At 68.8% G+C, this 20,345-nt stretch carries 16 protein-coding genes; 7 read left to right on the plus strand and 9 right to left on the minus strand.

All coding sequences use genetic code 11. The annotated features are described in order from the left end of the window. Positions 1 to 13: 13 nt before the first annotated feature. From VH569_RS27615 to VH569_RS27625, 3 genes are all read right to left on the minus strand, one after another. Positions 14 to 1,117 (minus strand): ABC transporter ATP-binding protein, encoded by a 1,104-nt coding sequence (locus tag VH569_RS27615; RefSeq protein ID WP_423319584.1) that lies wholly within the window; start codon positions 1,115 to 1,117, stop codon positions 14 to 16. Continuing rightward, positions 1,114 to 2,685 carry a glycerol-3-phosphate dehydrogenase gene (gene glpD, locus VH569_RS27620; protein ID WP_423319586.1) on the minus strand — a complete coding sequence of 524 codons (1,572 nt, stop codon included), beginning with the start codon at positions 2,683 to 2,685 and terminating at the stop codon, positions 1,114 to 1,116. The genes VH569_RS27615 and glpD overlap by 4 nt, the downstream gene beginning before the upstream one ends. A 187-nt stretch (positions 2,686 to 2,872) precedes the next feature. Further along, positions 2,873 to 5,050, minus strand: a complete 2,178-nt coding sequence (locus tag VH569_RS27625; protein WP_423319588.1) for a methyl-accepting chemotaxis protein — start codon at positions 5,048 to 5,050, stop codon at positions 2,873 to 2,875. Between the two features lie 331 nt (positions 5,051 to 5,381). Between VH569_RS27625 and VH569_RS27630 the strand changes: the two genes are divergently transcribed. The 3 genes from VH569_RS27630 to uvrC all read left to right on the plus strand — a co-directional run bounded on the left by VH569_RS27630 (position 5,382) and on the right by uvrC (position 9,422). Then, the gene (locus tag VH569_RS27630) at positions 5,382 to 6,185 is read left to right on the plus strand and encodes a DeoR family transcriptional regulator (RefSeq protein WP_377807835.1); all 804 of its coding nucleotides are present in this window, start codon (positions 5,382 to 5,384) and stop codon (positions 6,183 to 6,185) included. Positions 6,186 to 6,340: 155 nt separating this feature from the next. Next, positions 6,341 to 7,396, plus strand: a complete 1,056-nt coding sequence (locus VH569_RS27635; protein WP_423319590.1) for a GMP reductase — start codon at positions 6,341 to 6,343, stop codon at positions 7,394 to 7,396. A 136-nt stretch (positions 7,397 to 7,532) separates the two neighbouring features. Beyond that, complete coding sequence (uvrC, locus tag VH569_RS27640) at positions 7,533 to 9,422, plus strand: excinuclease ABC subunit UvrC (protein ID WP_423319592.1); 1,890 nt, start codon at positions 7,533 to 7,535, stop codon at positions 9,420 to 9,422. Between the two features lie 4 nt (positions 9,423 to 9,426). Here uvrC and VH569_RS27645 read toward each other — a convergent pair whose 3' ends face one another. The 5 genes from VH569_RS27645 to VH569_RS27665 form a co-directional block, all read right to left on the minus strand. Then, entirely contained in the window at positions 9,427 to 10,653 is a 1,227-nt protein-coding gene (locus VH569_RS27645) for a hypothetical protein (RefSeq protein WP_423319594.1), read from the minus strand. A gap of 225 nt (positions 10,654 to 10,878) precedes the next feature. Beyond that, the gene (locus tag VH569_RS27650; RefSeq protein WP_423319596.1) at positions 10,879 to 11,349 is read right to left on the minus strand and encodes a hemerythrin domain-containing protein; all 471 of its coding nucleotides are present in this window, start codon (positions 11,347 to 11,349) and stop codon (positions 10,879 to 10,881) included. Positions 11,350 to 11,482: 133 nt separating this feature from the next. After that, positions 11,483 to 11,743: a hypothetical protein gene (locus VH569_RS27655; protein WP_109049467.1), complete on the minus strand. Its 261-nt coding sequence runs from the start codon at positions 11,741 to 11,743 to the stop codon at positions 11,483 to 11,485. A 152-nt stretch (positions 11,744 to 11,895) separates the two neighbouring features. Then, entirely contained in the window at positions 11,896 to 12,762 is an 867-nt protein-coding gene (locus tag VH569_RS27660) for a universal stress protein (RefSeq protein WP_109049466.1), read from the minus strand. A 178-nt stretch (positions 12,763 to 12,940) separates the two neighbouring features. Further along, on the minus strand, positions 12,941 to 14,530 hold the full coding sequence (locus tag VH569_RS27665) for an AAA family ATPase (protein ID WP_423319599.1): 1,590 nt from the start codon (positions 14,528 to 14,530) through the stop codon (positions 12,941 to 12,943). Between the two features lie 169 nt (positions 14,531 to 14,699). Here VH569_RS27665 and VH569_RS27670 point away from each other — a divergent pair, with 169 nt between their 5' ends. From VH569_RS27670 to VH569_RS27685, 4 genes are all read left to right on the plus strand, one after another. After that, a complete protein-coding gene (locus VH569_RS27670) occupies positions 14,700 to 15,311 on the plus strand; it encodes a hypothetical protein (protein ID WP_423319600.1) in 612 nt (203 codons plus the stop codon). A 147-nt stretch (positions 15,312 to 15,458) separates the two neighbouring features. Next, positions 15,459 to 16,010 (plus strand): DUF2934 domain-containing protein, encoded by a 552-nt coding sequence (locus VH569_RS27675; protein ID WP_423319602.1) that lies wholly within the window; start codon positions 15,459 to 15,461, stop codon positions 16,008 to 16,010. A gap of 107 nt (positions 16,011 to 16,117) precedes the next feature. Then, the gene (locus tag VH569_RS27680; protein WP_109049463.1) at positions 16,118 to 17,056 is read left to right on the plus strand and encodes a DMT family transporter; all 939 of its coding nucleotides are present in this window, start codon (positions 16,118 to 16,120) and stop codon (positions 17,054 to 17,056) included. Positions 17,057 to 17,332: 276 nt separating this feature from the next. After that, complete coding sequence (locus VH569_RS27685; protein WP_423319604.1) at positions 17,333 to 19,957, plus strand: TIGR02302 family protein; 2,625 nt, start codon at positions 17,333 to 17,335, stop codon at positions 19,955 to 19,957. 87 nt (positions 19,958 to 20,044) lie between these two features. On the opposite strand, the gene VH569_RS27690 is transcribed toward VH569_RS27685, so the two are convergent. Continuing rightward, positions 20,045 to 20,278 carry a hypothetical protein gene (locus VH569_RS27690; RefSeq protein ID WP_423319606.1) on the minus strand — a complete coding sequence of 78 codons (234 nt, stop codon included), beginning with the start codon at positions 20,276 to 20,278 and terminating at the stop codon, positions 20,045 to 20,047. Positions 20,279 to 20,345: the final 67 nt, after the last annotated feature.

Here is a 20,345-nt window from a genome sequence, read left to right on the forward strand (position 1 = left end):
GCTCCCGCCCCCCTTAAGCGATGTTGCGCAGCGCGCCGCGCCGCCAGTTGGGTGCCGCCACCAGCTTGCCCACGGAGGAGAAGACGAAGATGCGGTCGGGATCGGCATAGACCTGGATGTCGCTGCCGATCGGATGACTGTGCACCCCCTCCTCGCGCGCGATCAGCGTGCTGTCGCCGTGGCGCAGATGGACGAAGGTCTCCGACCCGCTGATCTCCGACAGGGCTACCTTGCCCCGGATCGGCACCAGCCGCTCGCTCCGCCGCAGCACCGTCAGGTGGTTGGCGCGGATGCCGACCTTGCAGGGACCGGCCGGCAGGTTGCGGTCGTGGGCGGACAGCGGCAGGCTGGTGCCGTCGGACAGGGCCACGCGGTCGTTGGTCAGGATCGCGTCCACCACATTCATCGGCGGGTCGCTGAACACCTGCGCGCATTCCAGCGAGGCCGGCGTGTGGAACACGTCGCCGGTCGCCCCGGTCTGCAACATCCGCCCCTCGTGCAGCACCGTCACGTTGCCGCCGAGGATCAGCGCCTCCTGCGGTTCGGTGGTCGCGTAGACGACGGTGGTCTTGCCGTCCGCGAAGATCTCGCGCAGTTCGGCGCGCAGCTCCTCGCGCAGCTTGTAGTCGAGGTTGACCAGCGGCTCGTCGAGCAGAAGCAGGCCGGCGCCCTTCACCAGGGCCCGCGCGATGGCGCAGCGCTGCTGCTGGCCGCCCGACAGCTCGGCCGGCAGCCGGTCGAGATAAGGCGTGATCCGCAGCATGGCGGCGGTGCGCCGCACCTTGGCGTCGATCTCCGCCTTGTCCTTGCCCTGGCGGCGCAGCGGCGAGGCGATGTTCTCGAAGACCGTCATCGCCGGATAATTGATGAACTGCTGGTAGACCATCGCCACGTCGCGATGGCGCACCGATGTGCCGGTCACGTCCTTGCCGTTTTCCAGCACGCGCCCGGCGCTGGGCGCATCCAGCCCGGCCATCAGCCGCATCAGCGTCGTCTTGCCGGCCAGCGTCCGCCCCAGCAGCACATTGAAACTGCCGGGTTGCAGCTCCAGCGACAGGGGATGGAGATGCTGCTCGGCGCCGACGCGCTTCGCCACGCCTTCCAGTGTGAGTGTCACCGCGTTCCTCCCATCGACCGCAGGGTGGCGGTATCGCCGCCCGTACCCCTGTTGGCCGTTGCTTCGCGGCGCCGGTCGAACCAGCCGCCGATGGCCTCCCGGACATTTGCGTCCAGGTGCAGCCCAAGTTTGGAGCGCCGCCACAGGAAGTCGTCGCCGGTCATGGCGAACTCCTCCCGCGCGGCATAGTCGAGTTCGGCCTCATGGACGCCGCCCCCGAAATCGATGCCCAGATCGTCCAGCCCCTTGGCGTCGCCCAGCAGCCGCTCGACCCGCGTGCCGTAGGCGCGCGCCAGCCGCAGGGCCAGCGCATCGGGCAGCCAGGGCCGGCTGCGCTTCAAGCCCGCCAGGAAGCCGGCGAAATCGGCGTTGGCGATGTCGCCGCCGGGAAGCGCCACGTCGGCGGTCCAGGTGATGCCGCCCTTGCCCAGCGCCTTGCCCAGCTTTTCCGTCGCCTCCTCCGCCAGCCGGCGGAAGGTGGTGATCTTGCCGCCGAAGATCGACAGCATCGGCGCGTCGCCGGCCGGCTCGTCCATCTCCAGCACATAGTCGCGGGTGACGGCCGAGGCATTGCCGCTGGCATCGTCGAACAGCGGCCGGACGCCGCTGTAGGTCCACACCACGTCGCTCTCGTGCACCGGCTTGGCGAAGTAGCGCGACACCGCCCGGCACATGTAGGCGATTTCCTCAGGGGAGATCGCCACCGCGCCGGGATCGCCCGAATAATCGAGGTCGGTGGTGCCGATCAGGGTGAAATCGCGCTCGTACGGGATGGCGAAGACGATGCGGCGGTCGTCGTTCTGGAAGATGTAGGCATGGTCGCCGTCGAACATCTTCGGCACGACGATGTGGCTGCCCTTGACCAAACGGACCGACTTGTCGACGGTGACGCCGGTGCGCTTGGCGATCATCTCGCGCACCCAGGGGCCGGCGGCATTGACCAGCGCGCGGGCGCGGACGGTGCGGGTGGCGCCGGTGCGGGTGTCGACCAGCGTCGCTTCCCACAGGCCACCCTTGCGTTCGGCCTTCTCGCAGCGGGTGCGGGTCAGGATTTCCGCGCCGCGGGCCCGCGCGTCCATCGCGTTCAGCACGACCAGCCGGCTGTCCTCGACCCAGCAGTCCGAATATTCGAACGCCTTGGTGAAGCCGCCCGCCAGCGGCTTGCCCGCCGGCGCGCTGGTCAGGTCGACGCCGTGCGAGCCCGGCAGCAGCTTGCGCTTTCCAAGATGATCGTAAAGGAACAGGCCGATGCGGACCATCCAGGCCGGCCGCATGCTGCTGTCGTGCGGCAGGACGAAGCGCAGCGGCCAGATGATGTGCGGCGCGGCGCGCAGCAGCACCTCGCGCTCTTGCAGCGCCTCGCGCACCAGACGGAATTCGTAATATTCGAGATAGCGCAGGCCGCCGTGAATCAGCTTGGTGCTGGCCGACGAGGTGGCGCCCGCAAGGTCGCCCTGTTCGCACAGCACCACCGACATCCCGCGCCCGACCGCGTCGCGGGCGATGCCCGCCCCGTTCACGCCGCCGCCGACGATCAGAAGGTCGGTAACCGCGGACTCGTTTGCCATGGGTTCCTCTCCGTACCGCGGCGGTTCCTTCTCGAACCCAGCCGCTTTCGTTTCGGAACATAGAATGTTCGTTCGCGTTTGAAAAGGAAAATGTTTGTTCAACGGATCATGTTTCCGAGGCTACGCCGGATCGGGCATCTTTCCTATCGGAAATAAGGCTGATCCGGCTCCCCTCCCCGGACCCGGCTCACGCCGCGCGGATGCGGCCCAGCAGACGGTCGATATCCTCGCTCAGGCTTTCGGACCGTTGCGAAAGCGCGCGGGTGGCGTCCACCACCTGGGCGGCGGCGCTGCCGGTGCGGTTCACCGCGTCGTCCACCGACACCACCGTGTCGGCGATGCTCTGCACCGCGTCGGAAGCGTGGTTGATGCTGCGTGCGATCTCGTCGGTGGCGGCGGACTGCTCCTCCACCGCGGCGGCGACCATGGCGGTGATCTCGTCGATGCGGCTGATGGTGCGGCCGATGTCGTCGATGGCCGACACGGCTCCCTGCGCCGTCGTGCGCACCGCCTGGACCTGCTGGGCGATCTCCTCCGTCGCCTTGGCAGTCTGGCCGGCGAGGCTGCGCACCTCCTCCGCCACCACGGCGAAGCCCTTGCCCGCATCGCCAGCGCGCGCCGCCTCGATGGTAGCGTTCAGGGCCAGCAGGTTGGTCTGCCCGGCGATGGCGTTGATCATGCCGACCACGTCGCCGATCTTCTGCGCCGCTGTCGCCAGTTCCACCATCAGGTCGTTGGTGCTGCGCGCCTCCTCCACCGCACTGCGGGCGATCTGGCTGGAATCGCCGACCCGCCGGGTGATCTCGCCGATGGAGGCGGAAAGCTGGCTGGCGGTGGCGGCCACCGTCTGCACGTTGGTCGCGGTGTCGGCGACCGCCGACCGCACGTCGGTCATCCGGCGGCAGGTCTGCTCGGCGGTGGCGGACATCCCCTCCGACGCCTCGCGCATGTCGGCCGATGCGGCGCTGATGTGGCGTGACGCCTCCTTCACGCTGGCCTCGATGCTCGCGGTGATGGACTGGATGGTGCGCGACCGCTCGGCATCGGCCGCCTGCTTCATCGCGTCCTGTTCCTCCTGCAAGCGGGCGATCTCGGCGCTCTTGTCGCGGAAGACGCCGACGATCCCCGCCATCTCGGCGATTTCGTCGCGCCCGCCGACCGCGGCGTCGGCAGCCAGATCGCCGCCGGCCACGGCGCGCATGGCGTCGATCACCCGCATCAGACGCCGGGTCAGCCGGTTGCGGACATAGAACCACGCGATCAGCAGGCTCGACAGCACCACGACCGCAGCAGCGCCGCCCTGGACCGCGACCGCACCGGAAATCGCCGTTTCGGTCCGCGTCACGTCGGCATCGGTGCGCTCCTGCTGGTGGGCGACCACCGCATCGATGGTGCCGTTCAAATCGGTGGTCAGCCGCACCGTCTCGGCCAGCGCGCTTTCGATGTCGGCGGTGATGCGCGCCTGTTCGTCGCGCAGGCGGAAGACGCTGCCGGCGCCACCGCCGAAAGCGGCGAGCCCATCGCGCGCCTTCACCAGCGACGGCCGGTCCGGGCTGTCCTTCGGCAGGGCGCCGATGGCGTTGTCGACGCGAAGCAGCGCCCAATTGTACTTCGACCGGATGTTGTTCAACGTCGCCCCATGCGGCACGCTGGAGGCGGCGGCGATCATGCCGAAGGCGAGATTGCCGTTGGCCTGCACGTTCATCAGCTGGGTGATGACCGGCAGTTCCTCCTGCGCCAGCCGGCGGCCCAGCCCGGTTGCGGTGTCGACCGCCTGCGCGGCGGCCAGATCGCCCACCACATTGTTGACCGACAGGGTTGACACCTCCAGCAGCGGCGCCACCAGATCGGTGAAGTCCTCGTGCGCCATCACCGCGTCGGCGACCAGCGTGTTGAGCTTCTCCTCCATCGCCAGCCGTTCGGCGGTGCGCTTGCCCAGCGTGTCGAGTGCAGCCCCCATGCGCTCCAGCAGCTTGGCGACCGCGTCCGCATCCGCGGCCATGCCGTCGGCTCCTCCGCCGGCCTGACTCCGCATCGCCCCGATGCGGTCGCGCAGGCCCGCCAGCCGTTTGGTCAGGCCGTCCATCCGCTCCGTCAGCTCCGCCGCATCGCGCGAGGCCGCCACCGCAGGCGCGTCGGCGGCGATCGCGGTGCTGTCCTTCGCCAGAGTGAGCGAGCGGACGATGGCCGGCACGCTGCTGCGGCCAATTTCACCCATCGAGCGCCCGGTCTCGGTCAACGACCACCACGCCATCACGCTGGCGAAGGCGGCGAGTATCGCCACCCCGCCGAAAGCCAGAAACAGCCGCCCCTGAATGCCGAGCCGAACACTTTGCCGCCCCCCGGCTGGCGTCAGTTGCGTCATATACCTCTCCTATACGTTATCTTTATGTCGGCAGGCCGGACCGTTGAACGTCGCGACAAGTTTGAAGGATGGCGGCGACAGCCGTCAGTCGCGGCAAACCCTGATCGGGCTGACGCCATCGGGCAGACATCGGAACCGCGTGGATCCTGTCATAGCATGCGCGTTCATTTTCGTAAAGAAACATGCTTGTGCTACGAACAATATCGGGCGTACGGTGCCGCAACTCCAGCCGTGCGCCGGAACCGGCGCCTTTTCGCTTTGACCCATCGCGCGCATCTGATTCACTCACGACCCTTTCGAGACCGGAGACAGCCCACCGATGGATGCGCGCCTGGACGCCGAACGCCGCCAGCAGGAAATCGTGGCTCTGGTCCATGCCAGGGGCATGGTGCAGATCCAGTGGCTGGCCGAACATTTCGATGTCACGCCGCAGACCATCCGCCGCGACATCGAGCATCTGGCCGGCCAGTCGGCCGTGCGGCGTTTCCGTGGCGGCGTCACCGTGCCGTCCAGCGTGGAGAACATCGCCTATTCCACCCGCCAGACCCTGATGGCGGAGGAAAAGCGCCGCATCGCCGAACTGGTCGCCCGCCATGTGCCGGAGGATGCGTCGCTGTTCCTCAACATCGGCACGACGACGGAGGCGGTGGCCCAGGCCCTGCTCGGCCACAAGCGGCTGCGGGTGCTGACCAACAACCTGAACGTCGCCACCATCCTGCACAAGAACACGAACTTTGCCCTGTCCATCGCCGGCGGCCTCGTGCGCGAGCGCGACGGCGGCATCATCGGCGAGGCGACGGTGGAGTTCATTCGCCGCTACAAGGTGGACATCGGCATCATCGGCATCAGCGGCATCGACAGCGAAGGCGACCTGCTGGACTACGACGAGCAGGAGGTCCGCGTCGCCCGCGCCATCATCGAAAGCTCGCGCCGGGTCTTCCTGGTCACCGACCACACCAAGTTCGGCCGCAACGCCATGATCCGCATGGCCGACGTCAGCGTGCTCGACGCGCTGTTCACCGACCGCCTGCCACCGGCCGAGCTGATGGAGGTGCTGAGCAACGCCGACTGCCAGGTGCATGTCGCCGACGGCAGCGACGCGGCCAACGGCGACGGGGAGGAGGCGGAGGAGTAGGCGGATACCCCTCGTTTCAGCGAAACAGCTTCAAACGCGGCACCCCGGCCTGCGGCCCCGACGCCGCTTGCCGAACCGCGTCATCGCCTCCACTCTGTGATGTTGGGCCTGATGAAAAGCAGTTGGCCCACCCAACAGAGATGAGTAGGTGTGCGGTGATCATCGAAAGCGACCTCAAGCTCGACTTCAAGGATGTGCTGATCCGGCCGAAACGCAGCACGCTGCAGAGCCGCAACGACGTGGATGTCAACCGGACCTTCACCTTCCTGCACACCCAGCGCGACTGGACCGGCTTTCCGCTGATCGCCGCCAACATGGACGTCACCGGCAGCATGGGCATGGCACGCGCACTGTCTCGCTTCGGCGCGATGACCGCCCTGCACAAGCACTACAAGGCCGAAGAGCTGGCCGACTTCTTCCGGGCCGAAGCTGAATCGGCCACCCTGTCCAACGTCTTCTATTCGATGGGCATCGCCGAGGCCGACCACGACAAGTTCCTGGCGGTGAAGGCCAAGGCGCCGGTGGGGAAGATCTGCCTGGACGTCGCCAACGGCTATACCGAGCGCTTCGTCGAGGTGATCGCCCGCCTGCGCCAGGAGAATCCGGACGCCGTCATCATGGCCGGCAACGTCGTCACCGGCGACATGACGGAGGCGCTGCTGCTGGCCGGCGCCGACATCGTCAAGGTCGGCATCGGGCCGGGTTCGGTCTGCACCACCCGCAAGATGACCGGCGTCGGCTATCCCCAGCTGTCGGCCATCATCGAATGCGCCGACGCCGCCCACGGGCTGAAGGGGCAGGTCTGCGGCGACGGCGGCTGCACCGTGCCGGGCGACATCTCCAAGGCTTACGGCGCCGGCGCCGACTTCGTCATGCTGGGCGGCATGCTGGCCGGCCATGACGAGTGCGAGGGCGAGATCCGCTACGAGGACCGGGACGGCAACCGGGTGCCGGTCGCCATGACCTTCTACGGCATGTCGTCGGACACCGCGATGCACAAATATTCCGGCGGCGTCGCCTCCTACCGCGCGTCGGAAGGCAAGACGGTGGACGTCCCCTATCGTGGCCCGGTTGAGAACACGATGCAGGAGATCATGGGCGGCGTGCGCAGCATGATGACCTACATCGGCGCCACCCGGCTGAAGGAAGTGCCGAAACGCACCACCTTCGTCCGCGTCGGCGCCCAGCTGAACACCGTGTTCGGCGGCTGACCGGCCTCCCGACCGCATGGCAGGGTCCTGCGGCACCCCGTCGGAATCGCGTCATCCGATTCTTGTCTCTTGGTCCCGTTCCGTTCTACTGCTTGGGTAAGCGGCGAATCGGATCTTTGCGGGAACGAGAGAGCTTATGGACGGGGTGCCCGGCAGCGGAGCGGACGTGATCCGCGCCCAGTTGCCGACCCTTCCGGACACGCCCGGCGTCTATCGGATGCTGGCGGCCGACGGGTCGGTCCTTTATGTCGGCAAGGCGAAGAACCTGAAGCGGCGGGTGGCCAGCTACACCCGGACCGACGGGCTGCCCAACCGCACCCGGCGGATGGTGTCGCTGACCCGCTCCATGGAGTTCGTCACCACCCACACCGAGGCCGAGGCGCTCCTGCTGGAAGCGAACCTGATCCGCAGCCTGCTGCCGCCCTTCAACATCCTGGTGAAGGACGACCGCTCCTTCTCCTACATCGTCATCGGCCAAAGTAATAAGAGGGGCGGGCATGATTTCCCCCGCCTGATGCATCACCGCGGCAGCGCCGAGCGGCGCGGCACATCGGGAAAGGGCAACCGCCGCGAGTCCGACCTGTTCGGCCCCTACGCCTCGCCGCATCTGGTCGGCATGACCATCGCCGCCCTGCAACGCGCCTTCCTGCTGCGCACCTGCGACGACGGGGTGTTCGCCTCGCGCACCCGGCCCTGCCTGCAACATCAGATCAAGCGCTGCTCCGCTCCCTGTGTCGGCCGCGTCGACGAAGAGGACTACGCCGCCCAGGTCCAGGGCGTGCGCGACGTGCTGTCCGGCCGCAGTGCGGAGGTGCAGGCGGAGTTCGCCCGCCACATGCTCGACAGTTCCGACCGGCTGGAATACGAGGACGCCGCCCGCTGGCGCGACCGCATCCGCGCCCTGACCGCGCTGCAAAGCCGCCAGGACATCAACCTGGAGGACACGCTGGGCGATGCCGACGTGCTGGCCCTGCACCGGGACGGCGGTGCGGCCTGCGTCCAGGCCTTCTTCTTCCGCGGCGGCCGCAACCAGGGCACCCGCGCCTTCTTCCCGCGCGTGGATGCCGAGGAGGAGCCGGGCGACATCCTGGCCGCCTTCGCCGCCCAGCTCTATGCCGATACCCCGCCGCCGGGCCTGCTGCTGCTGAGCGAGCCGGTCGAGTCAGCGGAGCTGCTGGAGGAAGCGCTGAGCCTGTCCGCCGGGCACCACGTCGCCGTCGAATGCCCGAAACGCGGGCCGAAGCGCCGCGCGGTCGAACACGCGCAGACCAACGCCCGCGACGCTCTGGGCCGCCGGCTGGCCGAGCGCTCCACTCAGGCGACGCTGCTGGAGGGGGTGGCGCGCGTCTTCGGCCTGCCCGACGCGCCGCGCCGGGTCGAGATCTACGACACCTCGCACATCCAGGGCTCCTTCCCGGTCGGCGCCATGGTGGTGGCCGGGCCGGAGGGGTTCCAGCGCAATGCCTACCGCCGTTTCTACATCCGCGATCCCGAGGCCGCCGGCAACGATTACGCCATGCTGCGCGAGACCTTCACCCGCCGCTTCCACCGCAGCAGCGATGCTGGCCGGGATTCGGGGCAATGGCCCGACCTCGTCCTGATCGACGGCGGTCTGGGGCAGCTGAACGCGGTGAAGGACGAGCTGGCGATGCTCCAGATCACCGACATACCGCTGGTCGCCATCGCCAAGGGGCCGGACCGCAACGCCGGACGGGAGCGCTTCTTCCGCCCCGGACAACCGCCGCTGACGCTGGAACCCAACGATCCGGTGCTGCATTTCCTGCAAAGGCTGCGCGACGAAGCCCACCGCACCGCCATCGACAGCCACCGTGCCCGCCGGATGAAGGCGATTTCGCACAGCCGCATCGACGGCATCCCCGGCATCGGCCCGGCCCGCAAGAAAGCGCTGCTGCACCATTTCGGCAGCGCCACCGCCGTCGCGTCCGCCGGCCTGAAGGATCTGGAGGCCGCCCCCGGCATCAGCGAGGCGATTGCGCGCAAGCTCTACGAACATTTCCACGGATAGGCGGTTACGGCACACTCTTCCCCGTGAACGGATTCCAGCCCAGCGCCGCCAGCGCCGCCCAGGCAGTGGCGCCCAGATGGGGCCGGCGATAGTAGAGGAAATCGTCGGTCTTGCTGTCCGGCCCGATGGCGAGCCCGGTGGACAGCACCTGCGGCCGGGTGGCGTAGAGATAGCCGCCGGGGCTGACTTCCTTCAGAATCTCGCCGAACAGCCGGTCGGCATCGCCGCGGCGGCCGACACTGCGGTAGGCGAGCGCCGCCTGCGCCGTGCCCTCCACCCACATGCCGTCGCGGTCGTCGTTGAAGTCGAACCCGCCGTCGGCGCCATGGGCGCGCTCCGCATAGGCGAGTGCTGCCCGCCACGCCTCCGGCGCCTTCGGCAGCAGCAGCGGCCAGAGCTGCGCATCGAGGCCGGAGGTCGAGGTGCTGACCGTCACCCCGTCCGGCGCGGTGCCGATGGGGAAATGGTCGCCGCCCGCCGTCCACAGCGTGTCGAGGAAGGCACGCGCCTCGCGCTCCGGTCCGGCGAAATCATCGCCCGAACTGTCTCTGGAACTACTGTCTGCGGAACTCTTGCCGAGCCAGGCGAACAGCGCGACCAGATCGGTGTTGTGCTCCGTCGATTTCCAGGTCAGCGGCTGCGGCGCGTCGTCGAAGCCCTGGACGCCGCCGTTGAAGCCGCCGGGACCGCGCGGGTCGCGGGTGTGCTCCACCGCCCAGCGCGCCAGTTCGACCGCACCGTCGCGGAAGCGCTTTTCGCCGGTGGCGTCGGCCAACGTCAGCAGGGCCAGACCGGCCCAGGCGACATTCCCGGTGGCGGTGCCGACCTGATAGGGGTCCTCGCCCCAATGGTTGCCGACGGCATCCCACCAGCCGTTGGGCGGGATCGGCCGCTGCTTCTGCGCACCGGCCCGATAGGTGTTGCGCAGCCGCCCCTTCCAGCCGGCACGGTCGAGCGACACCGCGTCGAGCAGCGCCTCGCCGATACGCAACGCCTTGTCGCGCTGGCCGCAAGCCGTCAGCGCCATGATCGCCAGCGCGTTGTCGTAGGTGAAGGCGGCATTGGACAGCGCCGGCTCCGAAGTCGGGCCGGGCGCATAGGAATTGTCGTAGCTGCGCAGGAACAGCGGCCCGCGCCCGGACACCTCGTCGACGCGCGCGGCCAGCGTGCCGCAGGTCTTCTGCGCCAGTTCCTTCGCCGGCTGAGCCGGCGCGGCGGTTGCGGGAGTCATCAGGGCGGACATTCCAAGGGCGAGCGCCGCCAGCGCGGCACGGCCGAACCGCATCCCTCGCCGGGAAAACACCCGCCCGATGTTTGCACAGTTGGAGCTTGCACGCCTGGACATCGACACCGCCGGCCAATTCAAAGAGGCCCCTGATATGGCCCCTTTGCCGGCCGACGGCAACCGAACGGACTCCGCCCTCTCCCCGGACGGGAAAGGGCGGAGCCAACCGGCTTACAGCGGCGCCAGACCGGCCATGATGTGCGTCTTGCGCTCGGCATAGGCGCTGCCCAGCTCGGCGGCGCGGTCGTCGTCCAGGGCCTCCTTGGCCTCCTCGAACAGTTCCTCCTCCTCCTCGTCCAGGTGGTGGCGGACCAGTTCGCCCAGCACCTGGAGCTTTTCCTTCCAGCCGCTGTCGGTGGTCTTCATCGCGTTCAGCTCGTCCAGCAGGCCGTTGATGAGGTGATGCTCGTTCAGCCCCTCGACGGTTTCCGACTTCGCTTCCTTCACCTTCTTCAGAGAGGCGTAGAAGACACCCTCCTCCACCTTCGAATGGGCCCACAGCTCGCGCTGCAGTTCCTCGAACACGGCGCGGCCGCTGCCGTTGGCCTTCTCGGTCTTGTCCAGAAGGCCGCGGATGGTGTCGTGGTCGGTCTTGATGCGGGCGAAGATGTCGGCCTGGGTACCGGTGGTCTTGCTGGCCATCGTCGGGGTCCTTGGCAATTGGGGGCAATCGTTGAGGGCAATCGTTCTGGGAACATGGTGAACGGTTGCCAGTAGAACCCCGTCGCGGCCGGACTGTTCCCGGCCGCGTCCCTTTCGGCATGGCCTTACACCTTTACCCGCGCGGGTGCGTTTCCACGAATTCGCGCAGGGTGTGCATCAGATCCACCGCATGGGCGACCTGCCCATGGGCGCAGGCTTCCGCGATGTCGTCGGCGATGATGTGGGCGATGCGGTCGGCCCCGCCGGGGCAGTGGGCAAGGCAATGCCCCATCTCCACGGCGACCATTTCCGGAACATGTTCGTGTTCGGCAATCGCGTCGATCTCGGCTTCGGTGAGATCGCTCAGCGCGATGCAGTCCTTGATCGTCAACATGGCGCGTTCCTCCCGGGAACGGCCGGACTGCCCTGCTGGCAGGGTCGTAGAACGGTCCTGCTTTAAACGGCATCCCTGCAAATGCCGGAGCCGCACGGGCCCCCGCCAACAGTGGGCGACGGGGAAACCGCGCGGCCGGAGACCGGCAAAAATCAGTGAGCCATCAGAACCGGCAGCCCGGCGTGGTTCAGCACGTAGCGCGTGACACCGCCCAGGATCATTTCCCGCATCCGGCTGTGGCCATAGCCGCCCATGACAAGCAGGTCGGCGCCCAGCTCAACGGCTTTCTTGGTGACCGTCTCCCCAACGGGTTCCGATCCCGGATGCAATACAGTTAACTCCGGGTTAACCCCTTGCCAAGCGAGATATTGGGCAATGCGACGTCCTGTCGCGCCCTCGGTAACCGAAGTTTCGGCGGTCAGCACATGGGTGCGGTCGGCGCTGCGCAGGAAGGGCAGAGCCGCGGCGACGGCGCGCGTCGCCTCCGTCTTGCCGTTCCAGGCGACGGCGACGGTGTGGCCGATTTCCGCCGGCAGGGTCTTCGGCACCAGCAGCACCGGCCGGGCGGAGCCCAGCAGCGCCGTTTCCATGGTGGTGTAGCCCTGCGTGTCGGCTTCGATGGAGGTGTGGGCGCAGACGATCAGGTCGGACAGGCGGCCTTCCGCCGGCACGACGTCCTCGATCCGGCCGATCACCTCGCGCCAGGAGGCGGACGGCGCCTCGACCCCGCCGGGGACGTCGCGGATCTCGAACCCGGCCTCGGCGACCGCGGTGTCGAAATGGCGGCGGGCGGCGGCGCGATGGTTGTTCGACTCCGTCTCCGCCGCGCGCATGATCTCGTCCACCATGGCGCCGGACATGCCCTCGCCCAGCATCGGCACGGCATCGCGCGGGTCGAGGCGGACGAACAGGCCGACGAGGTGGGCGTCGAAGTCCCGCGCCACCGCCACCGCGCCCTTCAGGGCGACCGGATCGTTGTCACTGCCGCACAGCGGCACAAGGATGGTCTTGTAGGTCATGGACTCCTCCCGGACCGGTTCGAGCGGCCCTTCCCGGACGGCGGCGGCCCACCCGCCGGTGTGGCGGGCGATTCTCACCCTTGCCGTCATTTGCCCCGTCGTCGCTGCGGTCCGCGGCCCGGGGCGGAGGCCGCCAACCTTTAAAGATATGGCCCTTAACGCGTTGTCTCACCTCGAATTAGGCCAAGCTTGCACGGGCGTCGTCCAGCACATCCGACGCAACCCTGCCAGAATCCAGGCGCGCCCAGCCGATGCTCCCCAGATCGTAGGATTCCTGCCGTTCCACCACCTCGGCGGTGGCGTCGGAGGCATCGTTGCGACGATTGGTCACACGCTCCACCCGCTCCGTCAGCGGTGCCTCCAGCCAGATGCCGTCGAAGCGGACCCCGGCCCCGGCGGCGACCGCCGCGATCCGGTTGCGCTCGTCGGGCCGGGCGCTGACCGCATCGACCACCACGGCCTGACCGGCGGCCAGCACCGCCGCAGCCCGCCGGTAAAGCTCGCCATAGACCCGCTCCGTCATGGCCGGGCCATAACCCTCGGCCGGCAGCCGGTCGCTGTCGGCCACCCCGCACAGCCGCTTGCGCAGCACGTCGCTGCGCAGGACCACCGCACCGGGCGGCGGTCCCAACTCCGGCGCGACCTCCTGGGCCAGCCGCGTCTTGCCGCTGCCGGACAGCCCGCCGACCGCGACCAGCCGCGCCGGCACCGGGTCGAGCACGGCAAGCGCCTGCTCCAGATAGCGCCGTGCCTCCCCGGCCAAAGCCTCGTCCGCCGCCCCCTCCAGCCGCAATGCCGCGGCCGACACCTTGGCCCGCACCGCCGCCCGCAGCGACAGGAACAGCGGCAGTGCCGCCAGCCCGGCGTAATCGCCCGTCTCTTCCAGATAGCGGTTCAGCACGGCATTGCCCAGCGGCCGCAGCCCGCGGTGATCCAGGTCCATCAGCAGGAAGGCAAGATCGTAGAAGACATCGGCGACCGCCAGCGACTCGTCGAACTCGATGGCGTCGAACAGGGTCGGCTCGCCATCCAGCAGGACGATGTTGCGCAGATGCAGGTCGCCATGCCCGTGGCGGACGAACCCCGCCCGCCGCCGCTCCTCCAGCACCGGCGCCAGCCGGTCGAGCGCATCGCCGGTGCGCTCCGCCAGCAGATCCACCATCGTTGCGGGGAACAGGTCCGGAGCGGCCCGCAGATCCGCGACATTGCCGTCGGCCACCTCCCGCATCGCCTCCACCCCGCCGCCATCCGGCCGGGGAGCGGCCTCGCGGTGGAAGGCGGCGATCCGCTCGGCCAGACGGCGCATCAGGGCGGGGGTCAGCGCCTGCCGCTCCGCCATGCGGTCGAACAGCGCCTCGTCCGGAAAGCGCGCCATCGACACCAGCCAGTCGATGGCTCCGCCTGCACCCCCGCTCTCGTCCAGCCACAGCCGGCCATCGTCCCCGCGGCGGATGGCGACCACGCCGCGGTAAAGTGCCGGCGCGGTGCGGCGGTTGATCGCCAGTTCCTCGGCGCAGGCGGCGTGGCGCTTCCCGACCGTCGAGTAATCGAGATAGGGATAACGCACCGCCCGCTTCAGCTTCAGCGCCCTGTCCCCCGTCAGGAACACCGATGCCGCGTGGGTGTCGATCCGCTCGACCGCCAGCCCGCCATGGGTGTGCGGATCGCCGAGAAAGGCGATCACCTCCTCTTGCTGCCCGGCGGCGGAACACCGGCCGGCAGACGGTTCGGCAGGATGCGCGGTCATGACGATAGAATAACAGACCATGATCCTGCCCCGCTCCTGCTTTCATGGTTGAAACGCAGATGGCGATGACGACATCCTAGGGGTAGTGCCGATACACCATGGGTCAGGTGCCACGCCCCTTCGTTATAGTGGCCGGACCTCATGGTCCGACCCGATTTGCCGTGAATAGGGCCATGGGGAGGGGGTGCTCGTGAAACGCCTGCGCAGCAGCCACCAGAGGAACCGCCTGCCGGCCGTCCTGGCCGCCAGCCTGCTCGGGCTCGCCCTGACGGGGGGCGGGGTTGCGCGGGCGGAGTCGATCGACGCCGACGGCCGGTTCGGCAACTGGGCGCTGGGCGGCCTCGCCTACAGCCTGCAGCCGCCGCCGGAAAGCAACCTCACCGTCCTGAACAGCAAGGTGCGGATCGGATCCTCGCTGGTCCCGCAGATCGAACCCTATGTCAACATCCAGCCCTGGATCGGACCGGCCACCGGCAGCAGCCTGACCCCGCGCAGCGCCGTGACCAGTCTTTCCGGCGGCCTTTCCGGGGGCCTGAGCGGCGGCGTGCTGGTCGACGTGCCGCTCGGCTCCTTCGTCTTCACCCCCAGCGTCGGCGCCGGCACCCTGCCCACCGCCCGGCGCGAAGGCGCCCCCACCACCGAATTCCGTTCGCAGCTGGAATTGGGCTATGAGTTCGACAACAAGTCGCGCTTCAGCCTGGGCTACAGCCGCATCGTCAACGACGCCGCGGCGGGCGATCCGGCAGCCGGCACCAACAACGTCTTCGGCTTTTACTATCGCCTGCCTTTCGGCGGCCCGTGACCGCCCGAACAAGGCCGGGACAGGGCCGGGACATCGTGCCGCGGCGTCCGGTGCGGTGAAAGCGCGCGCAACGGTAGCGTCTTAACCGCATTTTAAACATGGTTGGCTCAAGTGGACGCGGACCGAACGCTCCCTGGGGAACCCACCATGGCCACCAAGCGCAAGACCGCCTCCACCGCCGCTCCCGCAACCGCTCCTGCCGCCGCCGCGCCGGTGTTCGAGGCTCCGGTGGAAAGCTGGGCCGACACCATCCTGCGCACCAACTTCGCGTCGGTGGAACAGGACAGCATCGTCCTGCTGCAGGCGGCCGGCGCCCTTCTGGAATCGGACTCGCCGGACAAGGTGACCGTCACGCTGGACCAGAATCTGAAGCTGTGGATCGCCATCAAGACGGTCCTGCTGAACAGCGACTGCCCGGTGGAGCCGGAGGTGAAGGCCAACCTGCGCAATCTGGCGCAGTATGTCGTGTCCACCACCATGCTGGCGACCCAGGGCGCCATCGAGACGGCCAAGCTGGTCTCGCTCGCCCGTCTGAACATGAACATCGCCGAGGGGCTGCTGAGCGGCCACCGCAACCGCATGATCCAGGAGCGCGCCTATCAGATCTGGGAAGAGGACGGCCGTCCCGAAGGCCGCGAGCAGGAGCACTGGCTGCGCGCCGAGGCGGAAGTCTCCGGCCTGTTCAAGGCCCAGTCCTGACGGACAACTGAAGCGGGTTTACGCAACACCGCCATTCCCCACCGGCATGACCGCCCGTGTCGCGACACCGTGACGCGGGCGGCAACGCTTGGTAGGCTCGGCGCACCGTGACAGTCCCGCCTCAATCCACCCCCCTCACGCACAAGCGCGTCGACGACACGCCCCGCGGCATCGCCTCGATGCTGATGTCGGTGCTGTTCTTCTCGCTGATGAACGTCCTGGCGAAGCTCCTGATGGACCGCTTCCCGGTGACCGAAGTGATGTTCTTCCGCAGCCTGTTCGCGCTGATCCCGGTCTGCCTGTCGATCCATCTCGGCACCGGATTCGCCACCACGCTGCGCACCCGCTATCCCTGGGGCCATATGGGGCGGTCGCTGATCGGACTGACCACCATGGTCGCCATGTTCTGGTCCTTCCACCTGCTGCCGCTGGGCGACGCCATCGCGCTGAACTTCGCAGCCCCCCTGTTCCTCACCGCCCTGTCGGTGCCGCTGCTGAGCGAGAAGGTCGGCATCCATCGCTGGAGCGCCGTTCTGGTCGGCTTCGCCGGCGTGCTGATCATCGTGCGGCCGAGCGGCGACGTGCTGAACCTGGGCGCCATCATCGCGCTGTGCGGCGCGCTGACCAACGCGCTGGCGATGATCGCCATCCGCCAGTTGAGCCGGACGGAGCGGCCGGACACCATCGTCTTCTACTTCACCCTGCTGACCACCGTCCTGCTCGGGCTGTCGCTGCCCTTCTCCTGGGTCACGCCGGACCCGATGGACTGGCTTCTGCTGCTGGTGACCGGCCTGTTCGGCGGCTGCGGCCAGCTGATGCTGACCCGCGCCTATTCGCTGGCGCCGGCGGCCGTGGTGGCGCCGCTGAACTACACCTCGCTGCTGCTGGCGGTCATCTTCGGCTGGTTCATGTGGGGCGAGGTGCCGACCGCGACCATGGCCGCCGGGGCCGCCGTGGTGATGGCGAGCGGCCTCTACATCCTGCACCGCGAAACCCGGCGCCGCACCACCGTGACCAAGCCGCTGCCGGCCGGCGACGGCGACTGAGCGCAGTCAGGCCTCGAAATTTCGGCCGACCGCCGCGCGTCATAGTTTCGCCATCCCGCGATGATGGGCTGTACCATCGATTTGAGGTGAACGAACCGGCGGGCAAAAGCCGCCGGCGGCGCCTATATGATTGGTTCGCGAGAAGCATCACCGGTCCGCGGCAGTCGACCCGCCGGACCGGCTGCCTTACGGCGCGAAGGGGGCGGCATGAAGCAGAACGAGCGGCGCGGCGAGCCCGGGGTTGAGCGAGGGCAAAACGCGGACCCGGCGGACGGCGTGACGGAACCCCGGTTCCGCCTTGCCCAGGCGCGCGCGGCGCTGCTGTGGGAACGGCTGGGGCCGGCCTTGTGGGCGCCGTTGTCGGTGCTGGGCGGCTTCCTGGCACTCGCTTTGCTCAACCTGCCGATCCTGCTGCCGGGCTGGCTGCATGGGCTGGCCCTGCTGGTGCTGGCCGCCGCCTTCCTATGGTCGCTCACCGTCGGTGTCCGGCGTTTCCGCGCCCCGGTCGAGGACGAGGCCCGCCGCCGGCTGGAGCGCGACAGCGGCCTTTCCCACCGTCCGCTGCACACCCTGCGCGACCGCCCGGCCGGCAATGACCCGACCGCACAGGCACTGTGGCGCCTGCATCAGGAACGCACGCGCGCCGCCATGCGCGTCCTGCGCGTGGCGTGGCCGGGAACCGAGGTGCCGTCGCACGACCGCTATGCCCTGCGCGCCCTGGTGATCCTGACGCTGGTGGTCGCCGGAGCCGCCGCCTGGGGCGACTGGCGCCCGCGGATCGCCGCCGCACTGACCCCGCAATTCTCCGGCGGCACCGCCACCGCGGCGGCGACGCTGGATCTCTGGATCAACCCGCCCGACTACACCGGCCTGCCACCGGTCTTCCTGAAATCCGGCTCCACCGCGAAGCCCGCCGCCCAGCCAGGAGCCCAGCCGGCAACCCAGCAGACCGCTACCGGCACCCCTGCCGCGGACCAGCCGGTCCACATCCCGCAGGGCAGTCTGGTGCTGGCCCGCGTCACCGGCGGCAGCGGCACTCCCAGCCTGGAGGCCGGCGACCAGACCGGCCCGTTCGAGGCGGTGGATTCCACCAATTTCCAGGTGCAGAAGCCGGTGACCGGCGGCACCCGCATCACCGTCACCCAGGGTGGGCGGACGCTGGGCTCCTGGCCGATCCAGGTGGTGCCCGACCGCGCGCCGATCATCGCCCACGCCAGCCCGCCCGCCGCCGGCGAACGCGGCGCGTTGAAGCTGGACTATGCCGCCCGCGACGATTACGGCCTGACCGAGGTGAAGGCGCAGATCCGTCTCGCCCCGGAGACGCCGCCCGCCCCTGCCCCCGGCGCGGCGAAACCCGATACAGCGCCCAAGCCGGAAAAGGCCGGCACCGAACAGGTGCTCGAATTTCCGCTGTCGCTCCCTGGCGTCCGCCCGAAGGACGCGCGCGGCACCGCCTTCCAGGACCTGACCGCCCATCCCTGGGCCGGCATGCCGGTGACGGTGCGGCTGACCGCGGCCGACGGCGCCGGCCAGACCGGCCGTTCGGAAGATGCGGCGATCATCCTGCCGGAACGCACCTTCAACCATCCCGTCGCCCGCGCCATCGTCAACCAGCGCAAGATCCTGACCCGCAGCCCGCAGGAGTCCCGCGTCCAGGTCGCCCGCGCGCTGGCGGAGATCTCCGCCCGGCCGGACAGCTACGGCAACGACATCGTCGCCTTCCTGTCCCTGCGCACCGCCCTGGCCCGGCTGATGCTGGACCAGAGCGCCGAGGCCGTCCCCGCCCTCCAGCAGCTTCTGTGGGAAACCGCGCTGCGCATCGAGGACGGCGGCCTGTCGCTGGCCGAGAAGGACCTGCGCGACGCCGAAAAGCGGCTGTCCGAGGCTCTCGACAAGAACGCCTCCGACGAGGAGCTGAACCGCCTGATGGACGAGTTGCAGGCGGCGCTCGACAAGTTCATGGACGCCATGGAGCAGCGGATGCTGGAAGCCATGCAGCGCGGCGAGCAGATCCCGATGGTCCCGCCGGAGATGGCGGACAAGATGACCGACCGCAACGACCTCCAGCAGATGCTCGACCGCATGCGCGAGATGGCGCAGACGGGGTCGCGCGACGCCGCCCGGCAGATGCTGTCCCAGCTTCAGCAGATGCTGGAGAACATGCGCTCCGGCGCCATGGCCCAGATGAACCAGCAGAACGGCCAGCAGCAGCAGAACCAGGCCTGGGAGATGATGCAGCAGTTGCAGAAGCTGGCGCAGCAGCAGCAGCAACTCCTCGACCAGAGCTTCCGCCAGTCGCAGGAGTCGATGGACCAGCAGGGGCAGCAGGGCGACCAGCCCCGCGGCCGCCAGCCCAACCAGCGCCGGAACCAGCAGGGCCAGCAGCAGAATTCGGGAAGCCCGACCATGCAGAAGCAGGCCGAGCAGCAGGAGGCGCTGCGGCGCCAGCTGGGCGAGCTGATGCGGCGCATGGGCGAACAGCAGGGCGGCGAAATCCCGCAACCGCTGGGCCGCGCCGAACGCGCCATGCGCGACGCCGCCCAGGCCTTGCAGCAGGGTGCCCCCGGTGCTGCGGTTCCGTCGCAGACCGAGGCGATGGAACAGCTTCAGCAGGGCATGCAGGGCATGGCCGAGCAGATGGCCCAGCAGATGATGGGCCAGGGCGGGCCGGCGATGATGGGCCAGCAGGGCCAGATGCCACGCCAGGGCCGGGGCCGCGACCCGCTTGGCCGCCGCCCGTCGGGCTACGGCATGCAGGACTCCAACGACGTGAAGATCCCGGAGCAGTCGGAACTCCAGCGCGCCCGTGAAATCCTCGACGAACTGCGCCGCCGCTCCGGCCAATACGGCCGCCCGCAGGAGGAACGCAACTACATCGACCGGCTGCTGAAGCAGTTCTGACGACCCGCTTCCGGCGGCCTAGGCACAAAAAACGGGACCGGCACTGGCCGGTCCCGCTCGACGGACATCTTCACACTGTCCTGCCCGTCATTCCTTCGGACGGTCGTCGCCCGGATTGTGGTTGGCGGCGTGGTCCTGCATCTGTTCGGTCTGAACGGCTTTGCTGTCCAGGCCGCGGGCATCGGAATGACGGGATTTGTCGCGGTTCGACAGCACCATGTTGTCGCCGATGGCGCCGGCCGGCAGATCGGTGGTGGCCCCGGTTCCGGTGCCCTTGCCCTGCCCGCTCGGGCTCATGTGCTTCTTGCTGGCGTTCGCCATCGCGTGTTCTCCATCGGTTGGCCACCCCGGACCGCCGGGACATGGACTCCCGGCGGCGGGCGGCTGG

It is taken from the genome of Azospirillum sp. 11R-A (genome assembly GCF_049472615.1).
In the GTDB taxonomy this organism is placed as follows: domain Bacteria; phylum Pseudomonadota; class Alphaproteobacteria; order Azospirillales; family Azospirillaceae; genus Azospirillum; species Azospirillum palustre.

Coding starts and splice junctions, on each gene's coding strand:
- VH569_RS27660 (WP_109049466.1), bottom strand. CDS start 12,762: ATGACCTACAAGACCATCCTTGTGCCGCTGTGCGGCAGTGACAACGAT.
- VH569_RS27625 (WP_423319588.1), bottom strand. CDS start 5,050: ATGACGCAACTGACGCCAGCCGGGGGGCGGCAAAGTGTTCGGCTCGGC.
- VH569_RS27665 (WP_423319599.1), bottom strand. CDS start 14,530: ATGGTCTGTTATTCTATCGTCATGACCGCGCATCCTGCCGAACCGTCT.
- VH569_RS27650 (WP_423319596.1), bottom strand. CDS start 11,349: ATGGCCAGCAAGACCACCGGTACCCAGGCCGACATCTTCGCCCGCATC.
- VH569_RS27655 (WP_109049467.1), bottom strand. CDS start 11,743: ATGTTGACGATCAAGGACTGCATCGCGCTGAGCGATCTCACCGAAGCC.
- uvrC (WP_423319592.1), top strand. CDS start 7,533: ATGGACGGGGTGCCCGGCAGCGGAGCGGACGTGATCCGCGCCCAGTTG.
- VH569_RS27645 (WP_423319594.1), bottom strand. CDS start 10,653: ATGACTCCCGCAACCGCCGCGCCGGCTCAGCCGGCGAAGGAACTGGCG.
- VH569_RS27690 (WP_423319606.1), bottom strand. CDS start 20,278: ATGGCGAACGCCAGCAAGAAGCACATGAGCCCGAGCGGGCAGGGCAAG.
- VH569_RS27675 (WP_423319602.1), top strand. CDS start 15,459: ATGGCCACCAAGCGCAAGACCGCCTCCACCGCCGCTCCCGCAACCGCT.
- glpD (WP_423319586.1), bottom strand. CDS start 2,685: ATGGCAAACGAGTCCGCGGTTACCGACCTTCTGATCGTCGGCGGCGGC.